The 15,840-nt window shown below is 64.7% G+C and carries 13 protein-coding genes; 9 read left to right on the forward strand and 4 right to left on the reverse strand.

The annotated features are described in order from the left end of the window. Positions 1 to 90 precede the first annotated feature (90 nt). Both QRQ56_RS21455 and QRQ56_RS21460 read right to left on the reverse strand, forming a co-directional pair. Positions 91 to 951, reverse strand: coding sequence for a prephenate dehydratase (locus QRQ56_RS21455; RefSeq protein WP_438742864.1), 861 nt, complete (start codon positions 949 to 951; stop codon positions 91 to 93). Positions 952 to 989: 38 nt separating this feature from the next. Continuing rightward, on the reverse strand, positions 990 to 1,730 hold the full coding sequence (locus QRQ56_RS21460; protein ID WP_438742865.1) for a 3-deoxy-manno-octulosonate cytidylyltransferase: 741 nt from the start codon (positions 1,728 to 1,730) through the stop codon (positions 990 to 992). A gap of 234 nt (positions 1,731 to 1,964) precedes the next feature. On the opposite strand from QRQ56_RS21460, the gene QRQ56_RS21465 reads away from it, so the two are divergent. From QRQ56_RS21465 to QRQ56_RS21490, 6 genes are all read left to right on the forward strand, one after another. Next, complete coding sequence (locus tag QRQ56_RS21465; protein WP_438742866.1) at positions 1,965 to 2,522, forward strand: c-type cytochrome; 558 nt, start codon at positions 1,965 to 1,967, stop codon at positions 2,520 to 2,522. Between the two features lie 213 nt (positions 2,523 to 2,735). Then, positions 2,736 to 4,637 (forward strand): extracellular solute-binding protein, encoded by a 1,902-nt coding sequence (locus QRQ56_RS21470; protein ID WP_438742867.1) that lies wholly within the window; start codon positions 2,736 to 2,738, stop codon positions 4,635 to 4,637. 14 nt (positions 4,638 to 4,651) lie between these two features. Beyond that, positions 4,652 to 6,550: an extracellular solute-binding protein gene (locus QRQ56_RS21475; RefSeq protein WP_438742868.1), complete on the forward strand. Its 1,899-nt coding sequence runs from the start codon at positions 4,652 to 4,654 to the stop codon at positions 6,548 to 6,550. A 2-nt stretch (positions 6,551 to 6,552) separates the two neighbouring features. Next, a complete protein-coding gene (locus tag QRQ56_RS21480; RefSeq protein ID WP_438742869.1) occupies positions 6,553 to 7,662 on the forward strand; it encodes a microcin C ABC transporter permease YejB in 1,110 nt (369 codons plus the stop codon). Next, positions 7,662 to 8,840, forward strand: a complete 1,179-nt coding sequence (locus QRQ56_RS21485; RefSeq protein ID WP_438742870.1) for an ABC transporter permease — start codon at positions 7,662 to 7,664, stop codon at positions 8,838 to 8,840. The genes QRQ56_RS21480 and QRQ56_RS21485 overlap by 1 nt, the downstream gene beginning before the upstream one ends. A 4-nt stretch (positions 8,841 to 8,844) precedes the next feature. Continuing rightward, positions 8,845 to 10,482, forward strand: coding sequence for an ABC transporter ATP-binding protein (locus tag QRQ56_RS21490; RefSeq protein ID WP_438742871.1), 1,638 nt, complete (start codon positions 8,845 to 8,847; stop codon positions 10,480 to 10,482). Positions 10,483 to 10,488: 6 nt separating this feature from the next. Here the strand turns inward: QRQ56_RS21490 and QRQ56_RS21495 are convergent, their stop codons facing one another. Together QRQ56_RS21495 and QRQ56_RS21500 are read right to left on the reverse strand one after the other, a co-directional pair. Continuing rightward, positions 10,489 to 11,343 carry a C40 family peptidase gene (locus QRQ56_RS21495; RefSeq protein WP_438742872.1) on the reverse strand — a complete coding sequence of 285 codons (855 nt, stop codon included), beginning with the start codon at positions 11,341 to 11,343 and terminating at the stop codon, positions 10,489 to 10,491. Then, a complete protein-coding gene (locus tag QRQ56_RS21500) occupies positions 11,336 to 12,709 on the reverse strand; it encodes a leucyl aminopeptidase family protein (RefSeq protein ID WP_438742873.1) in 1,374 nt (457 codons plus the stop codon). Before QRQ56_RS21500 ends, QRQ56_RS21495 begins: the two co-directional genes overlap by 8 nt. A gap of 200 nt (positions 12,710 to 12,909) precedes the next feature. On the opposite strand from QRQ56_RS21500, the gene QRQ56_RS21505 reads away from it, so the two are divergent. The 3 genes from QRQ56_RS21505 to QRQ56_RS21515 all read left to right on the forward strand — a co-directional run bounded on the left by QRQ56_RS21505 (position 12,910) and on the right by QRQ56_RS21515 (position 15,818). After that, positions 12,910 to 13,113: a hypothetical protein gene (locus QRQ56_RS21505; RefSeq protein ID WP_438742874.1), complete on the forward strand. Its 204-nt coding sequence runs from the start codon at positions 12,910 to 12,912 to the stop codon at positions 13,111 to 13,113. 285 nt (positions 13,114 to 13,398) lie between these two features. Further along, the gene (locus QRQ56_RS21510; RefSeq protein WP_438742875.1) at positions 13,399 to 14,895 is read left to right on the forward strand and encodes a metallophosphoesterase family protein; all 1,497 of its coding nucleotides are present in this window, start codon (positions 13,399 to 13,401) and stop codon (positions 14,893 to 14,895) included. Positions 14,896 to 14,987: 92 nt separating this feature from the next. Next, the gene (locus QRQ56_RS21515; RefSeq protein WP_438742876.1) at positions 14,988 to 15,818 is read left to right on the forward strand and encodes a tetratricopeptide repeat protein; all 831 of its coding nucleotides are present in this window, start codon (positions 14,988 to 14,990) and stop codon (positions 15,816 to 15,818) included. The last annotated feature ends 22 nt before the right edge of the window (positions 15,819 to 15,840 follow it).

Here is a 15,840-nt window from a genome sequence, read left to right on the forward strand (position 1 = left end):
GTGATGCGCTGCTGAGCCGGGGCCTATCGCTGCTCCGAGCCTCGCAGCTCCTGGGTCCCGGTTCGCGCTTCGCGCGTCCGGGACACGCGACTAATCTTGCCGCGCTTCGCTGAACGTCGCGCGGAACGGATGGCCCGGATACACGCCGACGATGCGGAATTCGCGCGAGAAGAACTTCAGCTCCTCGATCGCGAATGCCAGGCCCTTGTCGTCGGGATGGCCGTCGACGTCGGCATAAAACTGCGTGGCGAAGAAATTGCCGTCGACCATGTAGCTTTCGAGCTTGGTCATGTTGACGCTGTTGGTGGCAAAGCCTCCGAGCGCCTTGTAGAGCGCGGCGGGAAGGTTGCGCACGCGGAAGACGAACGTCGTGACCAGCGGGCCGGAGCCTTGCGCCGCCCATTTCGGCTCGCGCGCCAACACCACGAAACGCGTGGTGTTGTGCGACTCGTCCTCGATGTCCTCGGCGAGGATGTCGAGGCCGTAGATCTTGGCAGCGAGGCGCGAGGCGATCGCGGCCACCGTCTTGTCGTTGCGTTCGGAGATGTCACGGGCGCTGCCGGCGGTGTCGGCGTGCACGATCCCCTTGATGCCGAGCTTGCGGATGATGCGCCGGCACTGGCCCAGCGCATGGACGTGGCTCTCGACGCTCTTGATGTCCTCGAGCCTGGTCCCCTTCACCGCCATCAATTGGTGCCGGACGGGGAGAAACCATTCGCCGATGATGAAGAGACCGGAGGCCGGCAACAGATGGTGGATGTCGGCCACGCGGCCGGCCACCGAATTCTCGATCGGGATCATACCGAGATCGGCTTCGCCCGACGAGATCGCCGACAGCGCGTCCTCGAAGGTGGCGCAGGGCATCGGCTCGGCGTCGGGAAATGCCTCGACGATGGCGATGTGCGAATTGGCCCCGGGCTCGCCCTGGAACGCGATTTTCAGCTTGCTCATGTCTCAAAAGTGCTCCTGCGGCGCCTTGTAGCAGCCGCTCAGGGTTTGGAAAGGATGCTGCGCGCGGTTTCGAGATCGGGCGGGGTATCGACGCCGCGGGGCACGCTGTCGACGATCATGATGTCGATGCGCATGCCGGCTTCGACCGCCCGGAGCTGCTCGAGGCTTTCCTGGCGCTCCAGCGGCGAGGGCGGCAGCGACACGAACCGTTCCAGCGCCGCGCGCCGGTACGCGTAAAGGCCGATGTGATGGTAACGCGGTCCGTTGCCGTAAGGCGCGGTGGCGCGCGTGAAATAAAGTGCCCGCATCCGCCGCGGGGCGATCGGCGAGCCGATCGCCTTGACCACGCTCGGGGCGAGGTCTTCCTCCTCGGTGTGGATCTGCGAGGCCAGCGTCACGATATCGACCGCGGGGTCGGCAAAGGGCGGCAGAACCTCGCGGATGGTCTGTGGCGTGATGGTCGGGAAGTCGCCCTGCAGATTGATCACGATCTCGGCCTTGCCCTCCGGATCGAGCTTCTGCATGGCTTCGTGGATGCGGTCCGAGCCGGACGGGTGGTCGGATCGGGTCATCACGGCCTCGCCGCCATGGGCGGTGACAGCGGCGGCAATCTCGGTGGTATCGGTCGCGACCGCGACCCGGCCGATGCCGGCGGCCTCGGCGCGGCGCATCACGTGCACGATCATCGGCAGGCCCGCGATATCGGCGAGCGGCTTGCCGGGCAGGCGGGTGGCGGCCATGCGGGCCGGGATCAGCACCAGGATGCGGGGGTCGATCATCGGGCTCAAAGGTCTGGGGTCAAGGGCCTGGAAACGGGGCGTTTTCCGCGCCGGGAAATGGCGTGGGGACGGGCTGCAAGCGGGGTCGCTTATACGGGTTGCCAGACCCCGGGCAAACCGATATCTCAATGGCAAAACTCGGGGAAACAATAGGGAACGTTTGATTCTCCCGAGGCTCGTCCTGGCGGCCGCCCGGCCGCTCGATTCTTATTGCGGTGTGGGGCCTGGCCGGAAATGGACTCTTTCGAACTCAACAAAATTCTCGGTGCCGTGCTCGGCACCTGTCTGATCCTGCTGGTGACGAGCTTCACCGCGAGCGCGCTGTTCTCGCCCAAGATGCCGGAAAAGCCGGGCTTCGAGATCGCCGTGAAGGAAGAAGCCGGCCACGGCAAGGAAGCTGGCGGCGCCGCTGCCGCATCCGCCGAGCCGATCGAGAAGCTGCTCCAGACCGCCTCCGTCGAGAAGGGCGCGGCGGCCGCCAAGAAGTGCGGCGCCTGCCACACCTTCGAGAAGGGCGGCCCGAATCGCGTCGGTCCGAACCTCTACGGCGTCGTCGGCGAGAAGCGGGGCGAAGGCCGTAACGGCTTCAACTTCTCCGCGGCCATGAAGGGCAAGGGCGGCAGCTGGACGTTCGACGACCTCAACAAGTTCATTGCCAATCCGAAGGGCTTCATCCCGGGCACCGCGATGGGCTTCGCCGGTATCCCCAAGGATTCCGAGCGCGCCGACGTCATCGCCTATCTGAACTCGCTGTCGGAGCATCCGCAGCCGATCCCGACGGCCTCGAAGTAAGGTCGCCAAAAACCGATCTTGGAATATGCGGCCAGGCTGAGAAGCCTGGCCGTTTGCTTATCCGGGCCTCGCGGCGAGTTTATCGGGGCGTTTGGCCGCATCCGACAGGTCGCCCGGCCTTCCAAGATGAGGAAAAAGCAACATATTCGGTCGAAACCTCGCCTATATTGGGAACTTAAAGGAGTGACCCTCCTTCCAGACAGGGATGCTGATTTGGCCATTACCCGACGCGATCTCCTGCTCACCGGCACTGCTGCTGCAGCGCTTCCCGTCCTCGGTTCCGTGGCGGGCGTTCCCGCCATCGGCGCGGCGCAGGCGCAATCGGCTGGTGAGCCGCAATGGCGGCATGCGCTGTCGCTGTTCGGAAAGGTCAAGTATCCCGCCGACTTCAAGCGCTTCGACTACGTCAATCCGGACGCCCCCAAGGGCGGCATCGCGCGTCAGATCGCGGTCGGCACTTTCGACAATTTCAACATCGTGGTTTCGGGCGTGAAGGGGCAGGTCGCCGGTGCGGTCGCCTTCATCTACGAATCCCTGACGACAGCCTCGCTCGACGAGGTCTCGACCGAATACGGCGCGCTGGCCGAGGCCGTCAGCCATCCGGACGATTTCTCCTTCGTCACCTACCGCCTGCGGGCGCAAGCCAAATGGCACGACGGCAAGCCGGTCACCGCCGATGACGTGATCTTCTCGCTCGAATCCTTCAAGAAGCATCACCCGATGTACTCGGCCTATTACAGCCATGTGGTGAAGGCCGAGAAGGTCGGCGAGCGCGAGGTGAAGTTCACGTTCGACGCGCCGGGCAACCGCGAGCTGCCGCAGATCGTCGGGCAGCTCACGGTCTTGCCGAAGCATTGGTGGGAGGGGACCGACGCGCAGGGCCGCAAGCGCGACGTCTCCGCGACCACGCTCGAAGTGCCGCTCGGCTCCGGTCCCTACAAGATCAAGGACTTCGTCGCCGGGCGCTCGATCGCGCTGGAGCGCGTTAGGGATTATTGGGGACGAGATTTCGCCGCCAATGTGGGGCGCAACAATTTCGACGAGATGCGCTACGAATACTTCCGCGATGCCACCGTGGCGATCGAGGCCTTCAAAGCCGACCAGGTCGACTGGCGCACCGAGAACAGCGCGAAGAACTGGGCGACCGCCTACGACTTTCCGGCCGTGGCCGAAAAGCGGGTGATCCTCGAGGAGTTCGCCAATCGCAGCTCGGGCGTGATGCAGGCCTTCGTGCCGAACCTGCGCCGCGCCAAGTTCAGCGACCCCCGCGTGCGTCGCGCGCTCAACTACGCGTTCGACTTCGAGGAGATGAACAAGCAGATCTTCTACGGCCAGTACAAGCGCGTCAGCAGCTATTTCGACGGCATCGACGAGCTCATGGCAACCGGCTTGCCGCAGGGCAAGGAGCTCGAGATCCTTGAAACCGTCCGCGCCCAGGTCCCGCCGGAAGTCTTCACCACGGCCTACAGCAATCCGGTCGGCGGCAGTCCGGAAGCCGTGCGCGACAATCTCCGCGAGGCGCTGCGCCTGTTCAAGGAGGCCGGCTATGAGGTGCGCGACCGCAAGCTGACCGACGTCAAGACCGGCGCCCATTTCACGCTGGAATTGTTGAACTCGGATCCGAGCTTCGAGCGCATCACATTGTTCTACAAGCCGTCCCTGGAGCGGCTCGGCATCGCCGTCAGCGTGCGGACGGTCGATCCGACCCAGTACGAGAACAGGACGCGCGAGTGGGACTTCGACATCGTCACCAATTCGTGGGGCGAGTCGCAGTCGCCGGGCAACGAGCAGCGCGAGTTCTGGTCGTCCAAGACGGCCGACATTGCCGGCTCGCGCAACATTGCCGGCATCAAGAATCCCGCGATCGACAAGTTGATCGAACGGGTCATCTACGCCACCGATCGCGACGATCTCGTCGCCGCGACCAAGGCGCTCGATCGCGTGCTGCTGTGGAATCACTATGTCGTGCCGCAGTGGACCTACACGAAGGTGCGCACTGCGCGCTGGGACCGCTTCGGTCGTCCGGCGGAGCTGCCTAAATACGGACAGTCCGGCTTCCCGTTCATCTGGTGGTACGACGCAGACAAGGCGGCGCGGATCGCAAAGAAGTCGTGAAGGACATTCCCCGCATGACGCAGATGTCACGCCGCCATGTGCTGGCCCTGGGTGTCGGCGGCACCCTTGGGGTGTCGCTAGGCGCACAGCCGTGGCAAGGCGCGCATGCATCCGAAGGCGGGGGTGAGGCTCACGGCATCTCGGCGTTCGGCGATCTCAAATATCCCGCCGACTTCCATCATTTCGACTACGTGAACGTCGACGCGCCGAAGGGCGGCGCGTTCTCGCTCATCCCGTCGACGCGGTCGTACAACCAGTCCTACCAGACCTTCAACTCGTTCAACGCTTTCATCCTGAAGGGCGAAGGCGCGCAGGGGATGGACCTGACCTTCGCGACGCTGATGGCGCATGCGGGCGACGAGCCGGATGCCATGTACGGCTTTGCCGCAAGGTCCGTGCAGATCTCCGCCGACAAGCTCGCCTATCGCTACACCATTCGGCCCGAGGCGCGGTTTTACGACGGCTCGAAGCTGACCGCGCATGACGTGGCTTATTCGATCAATACGCTGAAGGCCAAGGGCCATCCGCTGATCCAGATCCAGATGCGTGACGTCAAGGGCGCGGAGGCGCTCGATGACGCCACCCTGGTCGTGCGTTTTGCCGAGAAGCGCGCGCGCGACGTGCCGCTCTACGTGGCGGGCCTGCCGATCTTTTCGAAGGCCTTTTACGCGAACCGGACATTTGACGAGACGACGACGGATACGCCGCTGGGCTGCGGCCCCTACAAGGTCGGAAAGTTCGAGATCAATCGCTTCGTCGAGTTCGAGCGGGTCAAGGACTGGTGGGGCGCCGACCTTCCGGTCTGCCGGGGCAGCAACAATTTCGACGTGATCCGCTACGAATTCTATCGCGATCGGGACGTCGCCTTCGAAGGCTTCACCAGCAAGAACTATCTATATCGCGAGGAATTCACGTCGCGGATCTGGGCGACGCGTTACGACTTTCCCGCGATCAAGGACGGCCGCGTCAAGCGCGAGCAGGTGCCGGATCAGACCCCGTCGGGCGGTCAGGGTTGGTTCATCAACACGCGGCGCGACAGGTTCAAGGACCCCAGGGTCCGCGAAGCGATCAACTGCGCGTTCGACTTCGAATGGACCAACAAGACCATCATGTACGGCGCCTATGCGCGCACCGTCTCGCCGTTCCAGAACTCCGATCTCGTCGCGCAGGGACTGCCGTCGCCGGAGGAGTTGAAGCTGCTCGAGCCCTTCCGCGGGCAAGTGCCTGACGAGGTCTTTGGCGAGCCCTTCATGCCGCCGGTGTCGGACGGTTCCGGCCAGGACCGCGCGCTGCTGCGCAAGGCGCAGCAATTGCTGCAGGAGGCGAAGCTTACGGCCAAGGACGGCAAGCGGTTCTTGCCGAATGGCGAGGCCTTCACCATCGAGTTCCTGATCGATGAGGCCTCGTTCCAGCCGCACCACGGCTCGTTCCTGAAGAACCTGAATACGCTCGGCATCGAGGCCAGCTTGCGCCTCGTCGATGCGGTGCAGTACCGCGCGCGGGTCGAAGCGTTCGACTTCGACGTCGCCATGCAGCGCCTGACCATGTCGGCGACGCCCGGTGACGGCCTGCGCACCTATTTCACCTCGCAGGCCGCGGAGACGAAGGGGTCATACAATCTGGCCGGCGCCGCCAGCCCCGCGATGGACGCCCTGGTCGAGAAGGCCATGGCAGCCGAAACGCGCAGCGACCTGACCTTTGCCTGCCGCGCGCTCGATCGCGTGTTCCGCGCCGGCCGCTACTGGATCCCGCAATGGTACAACACCAGCCATCGGCTGGCCTATTGGGACCAGTTCGGTCATCCCGCCAATCTGCCGCGCTACGCGATCTCCGATTACGCGAGTGGTGTCGGTGAGCGGACGCTGTGGTGGTACGACCCCGCCAAGGCCGCCAAACTCGAGCAGGCGAAATAATCATGAGCGCCTATATCGCCCGTCGCATCCTTCTGATGATCCCGACGCTGCTCGGAATCCTCTTCGTCTCCTTCATCGTCGTGCAGTTCGCGCCGGGCGGTCCGGTCGAGCGTGTGATCGCGCAACTTTCGGGGGCCGACACCGGCGGCACCTCGCGCATTTCGGGCGGCGGCGACTTCGCGCAGCGTGCGCCGGGGCAATTGGGGGCCGGCGGCGACGCGATCAATTCGAAATATCGCGGCGCGCAGGGGTTAGACCCTGACTTCATCAAGAAACTGGAAAAGCAGTTCGGTTTCGACAAGCCGGCACCTGAGCGCTTTGCGCTGATGGTCTGGAATTTCGCCCGCTTCGATTTCGGCAAGAGCTATTTCCGCGATGTCAGCGTGATCCAGCTCATCAAGGAGAAGCTGCCGGTCTCGATCTCGCTCGGGATCTGGCTGACGCTGATCACCTATCTGATCTCGATCCCGCTCGGCATCCGCAAGGCGGTCAAGGACGGCACGCGCTTCGACACCTGGACGTCGACCATTCTCGTGCTGGGCTATGCCATTCCCGGCTTCCTGTTCGCGATCCTCCTGATCATCCTGTTTGCCGGCGGCTCCTTCTTCAACTGGTTCCCGCTGCGCGGACTGACCTCGGACGGCTGGTCGCAATTTCCCTGGTACTGGAAGATCATCGATTATTTCTGGCATCTGACGCTGCCGCTGATCGCTATGGGACTCGGCGCCTTCACCACCATGACGTTCCTGACCAAGAACTCGTTCCTGGACGAGATCCGCAAGCAATATGTCATGACCGCGCGCGCCAAGGGCTGCAGCGAGGGCCGGGTGCTCTATGGCCATGTCTTCCGAAATGCGATGCTGATCGTGATCGCGGGCTTCCCCGGCACCTTCATCCACGCCTTCTTTTCGGGCTCGCTTCTGATCGAGACCATCTTCTCGCTGGACGGCCTCGGCCTGCTCAGCTTTGAGAGCGTGCTCAACCGTGACTATCCCGTCGTGTTCGGAACGCTCTACATCTTTTCGCTGGTCGGCCTCGTGATCAACCTGGTCTCCGATTTGACCTATATGTGGATCGATCCCCGGATCGATTTCGAGGCGCGGGAGGTCTGATGACGATCACCGCTCCGACACCGATCGAGACCACGACCCAGTCTCCGCTGGGCGAGATCGTTCCGATCACGCGCAAGCCCTTCGCGCCTTCGCCGCTGAACAAGCGGCGGTGGCAGAACTTCAAGGCGAACCGGCGCGGCTATTGGTCGTTCTGGATCTTCATCGCCCTATTCGTGATCTCGCTGTTCGCCGAGCTGATCGCCAACGACCGGCCGTTCCTGATCAAGTTCGACGGCCATCTCTACTGGCCCGCCTTCGTCACCTATTCGGAGACCACCTTCGGCGGCGACTTCGAAACCGCGGCCGACTATCGCGATCCCTATCTGCAGAAGCTGATCAAGGAGAAGAACGGCAGTATCGTCTGGCCGCTGATCCGCTATTCCTACGCGACGCACAATCTCGACCTGCCGACGCCGGCGCCGTCGCCGCCGACCTGGATGCTGACCGAGAAACAGTGCCAGCCGGTGGTGGAGAAAAAGGGGCTGAAGAGCTGCCGTGATCTCGAATATAACTGGCTCGGGACCGACGATCAGGGCCGCGACGTCGTCGCGCGGCTAATCTACGGCTTCCGCATCTCGGTGCTGTTCGGCCTTTGCCTGACCATCTTCTCATCCGTCGTCGGCATCGCGGCGGGCGCCGTGCAGGGCTATTTCGGCGGGCGGGTCGATCTCATCTTCCAGCGCTTCATCGAGATATGGACGGCGATTCCCTCGCTCTATCTTCTCCTGATCCTGTCTTCGGTGCTCGTGCCCGGCTTCTTCGTGCTGCTCGGCATCCTCCTGCTGTTCTCCTGGGTCTCGCTGGTCGGCCTGGTGAGGGCCGAATTCCTGCGCGGGCGCAATTTCGAATACATCCAGGCGGCGCGGGCGCTCGGCGTCTCCAACCCTGTCATCATGTTCCGCCATTTGCTGCCGAACGCGATGGTGGCGACCATGACGTTCCTGCCCTTCATCGTGTCGAGCTCGGTGATGACGCTGACGGCGCTGGACTTCCTGGGCTTCGGCCTGCCGCCGGGATCGCCTTCGCTCGGCGAATTGCTGTCGCAGGCCAAGGCCAATGTGCAGGCGCCCTGGCTCGGCTTCTCCGGCTTCTTCTCGGTCGCGATCATGCTGTCGCTGCTGATCTTCATCGGCGAAGCCGTGCGCGACGCCTTCGATCCGCGCAAGACGTTCAGGTAAGCCGATGGACGCGATCAACCAGCCTCTGCTTGCAGTCCGCGACCTCTCGGTGGCCTTCCACCAGGGCGGCGCCACCACGCTCGCGGTCGACAAGGTCTCGTTCCAGATCAAGCGCGGCGAGTGCCTGGCGCTGGTCGGCGAATCCGGCTCCGGCAAGTCGGTCAGCGCGCTCTCGATCCTGAAGCTGCTGCCCTATCCCAATGCCTCGCATCCCTCGGGCAGCATTCGCTTCAAGGGACAGGAGCTGATCGACCGCTCCGAGCGACAGATGCGGGAGATCAGAGGCAGCGACATCTCCATCATCTTCCAGGAGCCGATGACCTCGCTCAACCCGCTGCACACGATCGAGGCGCAGATCGGGGAGATCATCCAGCTGCACAATCCCACCAGCAATGCAGAGGCGCGCAAGCGGACGCTGGAGCTCCTGACGCAGGTCGGCATTCCCGAGCCCGAGACGCGGCTGAACAGTTATCCGCATCAGCTCTCCGGCGGCCAGCGCCAGCGCGTGATGATCGCGATGGCGCTCGCCAACGAGCCTGATTTGCTGATCGCGGACGAGCCGACCACGGCGCTCGACGTCACCGTGCAGGCGCAGATCCTGGCGCTGCTCGCCGAGATCCGGTCGCGGCTCGGCATGAGCCTGCTCTTCATCACCCACGATCTCGGCATCGTGCGCCGCATCGCCGACACCGTCTGCGTCATGAAGAGCGGCGAGATCGTCGAGCAGGGACCGGTCGAGCAGGTCTTCAGGAGCCCGAAACATCCCTATACGCGCGACCTGCTCGCGGCCGAGCCGAAGCCGGATCCCGCGCCGCCGCAGCCGGATGCGCCGGTGGTGATGTCGGCGGACGATCTGAAGGTGTGGTTTCCGATCAAGCGCGGCCTGATGCGCAAGACGGTCGGCCACATCAAGGCGGTGGACGGTGTCAGCATCGCCGTGCGCAAGGGCGAGACGCTCGGCGTCGTCGGCGAATCCGGCTCGGGCAAGACCACACTGGGCCTCGCGCTGCTGCGCCTGATCTCCTCGAACGGCCGCATCGTGTTTCTGGGCAAGGACATCCAGGGCCTGCGCTTCAAGGAGATGCGCCCGTTCCGGCGGGACATGCAGATCGTGTTCCAGGATCCGTTCGGCTCGCTCTCACCGCGCATGTCAGTCGCCGACATCATTGCCGAAGGCCTCTCCGTGCATCAGCCGAAGCTGTCGCGAGAGGAGCGCGAGGCGCGCGTCGTCAAGGCGCTGGAAGATGTCGGGCTGAAGCCGGATACCCGCGACCGCTATCCCCATGAATTCTCCGGCGGTCAGCGCCAGCGCATCAGCATCGCGCGGGCGGTGGTGCTGGAGCCGGATTTCGTCGTGCTGGACGAGCCGACCAGCGCGCTCGACATGCTGTTCCAGGCGCAGATGGTTGATCTGTTGCGTGAGCTGCAGCGCAAGCGCGAGCTCACCTACATGTTCATCTCGCACGATTTGCGCGTCGTCGCTTCGCTCGCGAGCCACCTCATCGTGATGCGCGGCGGCAAGGTGGTCGAAGAAGGACAGGCCGCGGATCTGTTCAAGAACCCGAAGACGGATTACACGCGCGCCTTGTTCGCGGCGGCGTTCCGGCTGGAGACGGCGGGCGGCGGCTCGGTCGCGACGTAGCTGCCGTTACAGCCGCTTGATCGCGATGACTTCGCTGCCGGCCGCCTTGATCCGCGCGATCGCCGGCTCGATCGGTTCGATCGCCGTCGCCATGTGATGCGCGTTGGCGTGAACCATGGTGACGCCGTCGCGGACGATCGCGACATGGCCCTTCCAGAAGATCAGATCGCCGCGTTGCAGGCGGCTTCGCTCATGCGGCTCCAGGGCACGGCCGAGGCCGGCCTGCTGCATGTCGCTGTCGCGCGGGCAGCCGATGCCTGAAGCCGTCAGCGAGACCTGGACGAGGCCGGAGCAATCGATGCCCAGGCTGCTCTTGCCGCCCCAGAGATAGGGCGTGCCGACGAAGCGTTCGGCGACCGCGACGAAATCAGGCTCGCGATGATCGAGCGGGACGAGATGCGTCTTCGGCAGATATCTGAGGTCGCGCGTCACGGCGAAGCTGCCGTCCTGGCGCGTCACGGCGAGCCGGGATCCCATCACGAGCGTCTCGGCCGGCGGCAGCTTGATCGAGGGACCGGGAAAGGCAAATGTCCTGAGGGCGCCGACCACGTGGGTTGGCGCAGCCGATGGCTTCGCCAAAGCGGCTTCGGGCAGCCAGCCGACATAGCCGTCGTCATTGAGCTGGCCCCACGCCCAGCCCTCGCCATTGCGGTCGTAGACGGTGACGCGCTCGCCGCGCAGCGCTTCCGTCATCAGCATCGCGTTCGCGGACGGCTGCTCGCGCACCGGCGCGACCGGCTCGACCACCTCGAACTCCTCGCCGGCGACGAAGCGGTCCGCCTGCACCTTGCCTTCGAGATATTTCGCGGCGAGGTCGCCCCGCGCCGGTGTCAGCCTCGGATCGTATTTTGGATCATGCATAGCGCTCGCTCAGCACTTTGTAGATGGCGCGCGCGGCCTGGCACTCGCCGCCTTCGGGGCGTGCGGGCTTGGCCGACGGCGTCCAGCCGTAGATGTCGACATGGAGCCAGCTCCCGGCGTGCTCGACGAAGCGCTGCAAGAACAGCGCGCAGGTGATCGAGCCGGCAAAGCCGCCTGATGGCGCGTTGGTGATGGTGGCGGTCTTGGAGTCCAGCCACGCATCGTAAGGCGGCCACAGCGGCATGCGCCACAACGGATCGTTCTCCTTCACCGCGCAGCGCGCGACGTCGGCGGCAAGCGTCTCATCATTGGTGTAAAAGGGCGGTAAATCCGGACCCAGCGCGACGCGCGCGGCACCGGTGAGCGTACCGAGATCGATCAGCAGATCGGGCTTCTCCTCGTCGGCCAGCGCCAGCGCATCGGCGAGCACCAGGCGGCCTTCCGCGTCGGTGTTGCCGATCTCCACCGTGATGCCCTTGCGCGAGGTGAAGACGTCGAGCGGGCGGAAGGCGTTGCCGGCTACCGCGTTCTCCACCGCCGGGATCAGCACGCGCAGCCGCACTTTCAGCTTCGCGTCCATCACCATGCGCGCCAGCGCCAGCACGTTGGCGGCGCCGCCCATGTCCTTCTTCATGATCAGCATGCCGCTCGACGGCTTCAAGTCGAGCCCGCCGGTGTCGAAGCAGACGCCCTTGCCGACCAGCGTCACCTTGGGATGATCAGGGTCGCCCCAGCCGATGTCGATGAGCCGCGGCGCGCGGCTGGAGGCCATGCCGACGGCGTGGATCAATGGAAAGTGCTGCTCCAGCTCCTCGCCTATGGTGCAGGCGAAGCTCGCCCCGAATTCGGCGGCGAGCGTTTTCGCCGCAGCGGCGAGCTCCTCCGGACCCATGTCGTTGGACGGCGTGTTGATGAGGTCGCGCGCGAGCATCGCGGCGTCGGCGATACGCTCGATCTCGGCTGCATCGACGCCGTTGGGCGGCACCAGCCGGACGTCGGGCCTATCTGCCTTGCGGTATCGCGCGAAGCGGTAGCACCCCAACGCAAAGGCGAGCGAGGCCAGCCGCACATCGTGCGGCGCATTGGCAAAGCGATAGGTGCCCGGCGGCAGCAGCCCAGGCAGGGCGCCGGGCCGGAACAGATCGCGCGATCTCGCATCCTCGTCCTCGAGGCCGAACAGCACCTGTGCCACCGCGCCGTCGGGCGCGGGCAGCGCGAGATAGGCGCCGGCCTTGGCCTTGAAGGCGCATGCGGTAGCGAACTGCCGCTGCAATGGCGGCAGCTGCTCGGCGACCTGATCCCAACGGGATTTGGTGACGAAGGTGATCGGGATGGCGGCGGATGAGGTCTCGAAGACAGATGGCATTGGCGGGTCCGGATCGTCGGATCAAACGGGTCATGCGAACGGACCAGACTTTGCAGAGTTTCGCCGCGGCTGCAATCGGCTTTGCCGTCACCGTTCAGCGAGCCGCTACTCGTGGTGAGGGGGCCATGCTAGGTTCCGGCAACGGTCGCCCGGATGGACATTCCGGCGGCCGACGACAAAGTGCGCCGGGAGGACAAGCGATGGAATTTGTGTGGAGCGTGGTCACATTCATCGGCCAGGCCATCGAGACGATTTTCGTCTATGTCGAGCATCACCACTGGATCTTCGCGCTCCTCGCCGGCGGCTACGTCTTCTATCTCCACGACCGCTCCGTTCACGCGCGGTTCGATGCACTCGACAAGCGCGTCGACGAAATCCGCAAGCGGCTTGCCATCGAATATTGATCGGGCGCGACGAAACCGCCGCCGCACGGCTCCCGTATCTTCCGCTGAGAACTGCCGTTCACGAGCGCGCGGCCGCAAGGGCTTTACTAGCGTTGCGGTTGTGGCAGTATTGCGTGATATTTGAGATTGTGTCGCATCGTCTCGCACGCATCGCGTGCAGATCGCAGGCGGCATGGATTGATATGGGCGGGCGCCGTTCTGGAGGCTGATGCCGGCTGAACCTGTTCGTGGACGCATTTCTCTCATCGTTTGGGCGGCGCAGCATTCGCATATGAGCGGCGCAAAATGGATCGATGTTTTGTCATTGCGCAGATTTCCGACCTGCATCTGGACGGATCGGGCCGGCTGCTTCCGACCATCGAGGCGTTGAGTGCCGCTCTCCGCGAGCGGATGGCCGACTTTGCCGATGTTCCCGACCGCATCCTGCTGATCACGGGCGATCTCGTGGACGAGCCGACGCCGCGCGCGCTCGACGAGGCGCTCGCCGTCATAGCCTCCTTGCGGCAGACCGGTGCGTTCACCGACATCCAGGCCGTTGCCGGCAATCACGACGTCAAGCGCCCGAGCCAGTGGGCCGGCCGTCACGACGTCTATGACTACCTGCATCTGCCGCGCACCTCGAAGAGCGTCTATTACCGGCAGGCCGGACTAGATTTGGTGCTGCTGGATTCCAATCGCGCCAGCCTGACGACGCTTGCGAGCGGCCATGTCGATGCGCGCAGTTACAAGGCGATGGTCGCGGATTCCGCCCGCTTGAGCGTCGAGCTCGCGGGCAGCATGGGATCGGCCGGGCGTGCTGATTATGCCGAGCCGGCGGACAATCTGGTGCGCGTGCTGGCGCTGCATCATCATCCGCTGCCGCAGGCGACCGGAGAAGGAAAGCGCTTCCTCGGCGTGCCCGACGAACCCTTGATGTATCTGGCTGCGCCCGGGACCTTTCTCGAAGCGGCGACATCGCTCAACGTCAATCTGGTGCTGCACGGACACCGGCACGTCGAGGGCCTCACTCGCTATTCCATCCCCGATCCACGCGCGACGGGAAGCGGCGAGGCGTTCTGGCGCACCATCTGCGTGCTCTCCTGTCCGTCCTCGACCGGGCAGGCCGGCGACGATGCCGGATTCAACATCATTCATTTCGGACCTGCCACCCGTGCCGGCGAGACCGACCATGGCTTCGCGATCACGCGCTATTCGAGGCCGCGCAACGATGCTGCCTTCAGGCCGCTCGATTCGAACCTGCCGAACGGTGTGATCAGACTGCCGGCAGGGCGAGACTTTTCCCGCGATCCGGCCGTCCAGTCGACGATCGAGATCGCTTCTAGCGCCGCGCTGAAGCGCGACCAGGTCGCCGCGATCGCCCGCCGATTGTTCGCACGCCGCAGCTTCTACGATGAAGCCGAGCCGGACTGGGCCATGGCGTGCTACGTCTACACCGTCTCCTCTCGCGCCTGGACCGACCTCGAAGGCAAGGTCGAGAGCTCCGGGCCGCGATCCGACGTCGCCACACTGGCCGCAGTGGGAACGGTGCTCTCGCGCTTGATCGGGCAGTGCGCCGACGTGCTCGGCCTCGATCGCAACGAGCTGGATGAGCTCCGCGGCAGACGCCTGGTCAACCGTGACGATTTCCTGCGCCAGCTGCGGGCGCTGCCCGGCGACCGCCTCCACCCCGAGCAAAGGGGGCCACAAAGGCGGCAATTGCTGCGGGACCTGAACGAGCACGTGATGGCGCTCGGCCTCGATCTCGGCCTTGGCGGTGCGCCGCCATCGCCGGCACCGCCGTGAAGGGAGCGGCAGCGGCGTTAACTCACCGTTAGGGTTAACAGTCTATTGCTGGCGCGTTCGGCTCGATCAATCGGCTCGAGAGTCAAAGCGTCATGCGTCAACGGTTCAGTCTTGCCCGGCTTCTTGCGTCCACCTCCGTGGTCGCAGCGTTGGCCATGGGCCTCGGCGGCTGCACGGCCATGTCGAAACTCTCCGACGTGACGGGTTCGATCGGTGGTCCCCGGGCGGAAGCGGCTCCCTCCGATCGGGCGCCCACCGATCCCGTACGCGCCGTCGAAATCTATGGCGAGCGCTATCGCGCCAATCCCAAGGATGCCGAGGCCGCGCTCGGTTATGGTCAGGCCCTGCGCGCCAACGGCCAGCGCGCCCAGGCCGTCGCCGTGCTCGAACAGGCGACCATCGCCAATCCCGGCAACAAGGCGCTGCTCGCCCAATATGGCCGCGCGCTCGCCGACAACGGCAATTTCCAGCAGGCTTACGACGTCCTGTCGAAGGCGCATTCGCCCGACAATCCGGACTGGCGCCTGCTCTCGGTGCAGGGCACTGCGCTGGACCAGATGGGTCGTCACGAGGAGGCGCGCTCCTATTACACGAGCGCGCTCAAGATCGCGCCGGGCGATCCCGGCGTGCTCTCCAATCTCGGCCTGTCCTACATGCTGTCGAGAGATCTGCCGAAGGCCGAAGAGACGCTGCGGCAGGCCTATGCCTCACCGCGCGCGAGCGGCCGGGTGCGGCAAAATCTCGGTCTGGTCGTCGGCCTTCAGGGCCGCTTCGCGGAAGCCGAGACCATCGTGAAGGCCGATCTTCCGCCGGATCAGGCTGCGGCCAATGTCGCCTATCTCAAGGAAATGCTGAACCGCAACGACGGTCACCGCGGCGGGCCGAAGCGCACGCCGGTCGCCGCGCTCAGCCAGGGCGACTGATCAAATCCGATTTTGCCGTCTC

Origin of the sequence: Bradyrhizobium sp. U531, from assembly GCF_051710265.1 — a bacterium.
Lineage (GTDB): Bacteria > Pseudomonadota > Alphaproteobacteria > Rhizobiales > Xanthobacteraceae > Bradyrhizobium.

Excerpts from the sequence above, each read along its gene's own strand:
- QRQ56_RS21510 (WP_438742875.1), top strand. The coding sequence starts at position 13,399 with ATGGATCGATGTTTTGTCATTGCGCAGATTTCCGACCTGCATCTGGAC.
- QRQ56_RS21515 (WP_438742876.1), top strand. The coding sequence starts at position 14,988 with ATGCGTCAACGGTTCAGTCTTGCCCGGCTTCTTGCGTCCACCTCCGTG.
- QRQ56_RS21500 (WP_438742873.1), bottom strand. The coding sequence starts at position 12,709 with ATGCCATCTGTCTTCGAGACCTCATCCGCCGCCATCCCGATCACCTTC.
- QRQ56_RS21505 (WP_438742874.1), top strand. The coding sequence starts at position 12,910 with ATGGAATTTGTGTGGAGCGTGGTCACATTCATCGGCCAGGCCATCGAG.
- QRQ56_RS21475 (WP_438742868.1), top strand. The coding sequence starts at position 4,652 with ATGACGCAGATGTCACGCCGCCATGTGCTGGCCCTGGGTGTCGGCGGC.
- QRQ56_RS21455 (WP_438742864.1), bottom strand. The coding sequence starts at position 951 with ATGAGCAAGCTGAAAATCGCGTTCCAGGGCGAGCCCGGGGCCAATTCG.
- QRQ56_RS21460 (WP_438742865.1), bottom strand. The coding sequence starts at position 1,730 with ATGATCGACCCCCGCATCCTGGTGCTGATCCCGGCCCGCATGGCCGCC.
- QRQ56_RS21485 (WP_438742870.1), top strand. The coding sequence starts at position 7,662 with ATGACGATCACCGCTCCGACACCGATCGAGACCACGACCCAGTCTCCG.
- QRQ56_RS21495 (WP_438742872.1), bottom strand. The coding sequence starts at position 11,343 with ATGCATGATCCAAAATACGATCCGAGGCTGACACCGGCGCGGGGCGAC.
- QRQ56_RS21480 (WP_438742869.1), top strand. The coding sequence starts at position 6,553 with ATGAGCGCCTATATCGCCCGTCGCATCCTTCTGATGATCCCGACGCTG.
- QRQ56_RS21465 (WP_438742866.1), top strand. The coding sequence starts at position 1,965 with ATGGACTCTTTCGAACTCAACAAAATTCTCGGTGCCGTGCTCGGCACC.
- QRQ56_RS21490 (WP_438742871.1), top strand. The coding sequence starts at position 8,845 with ATGGACGCGATCAACCAGCCTCTGCTTGCAGTCCGCGACCTCTCGGTG.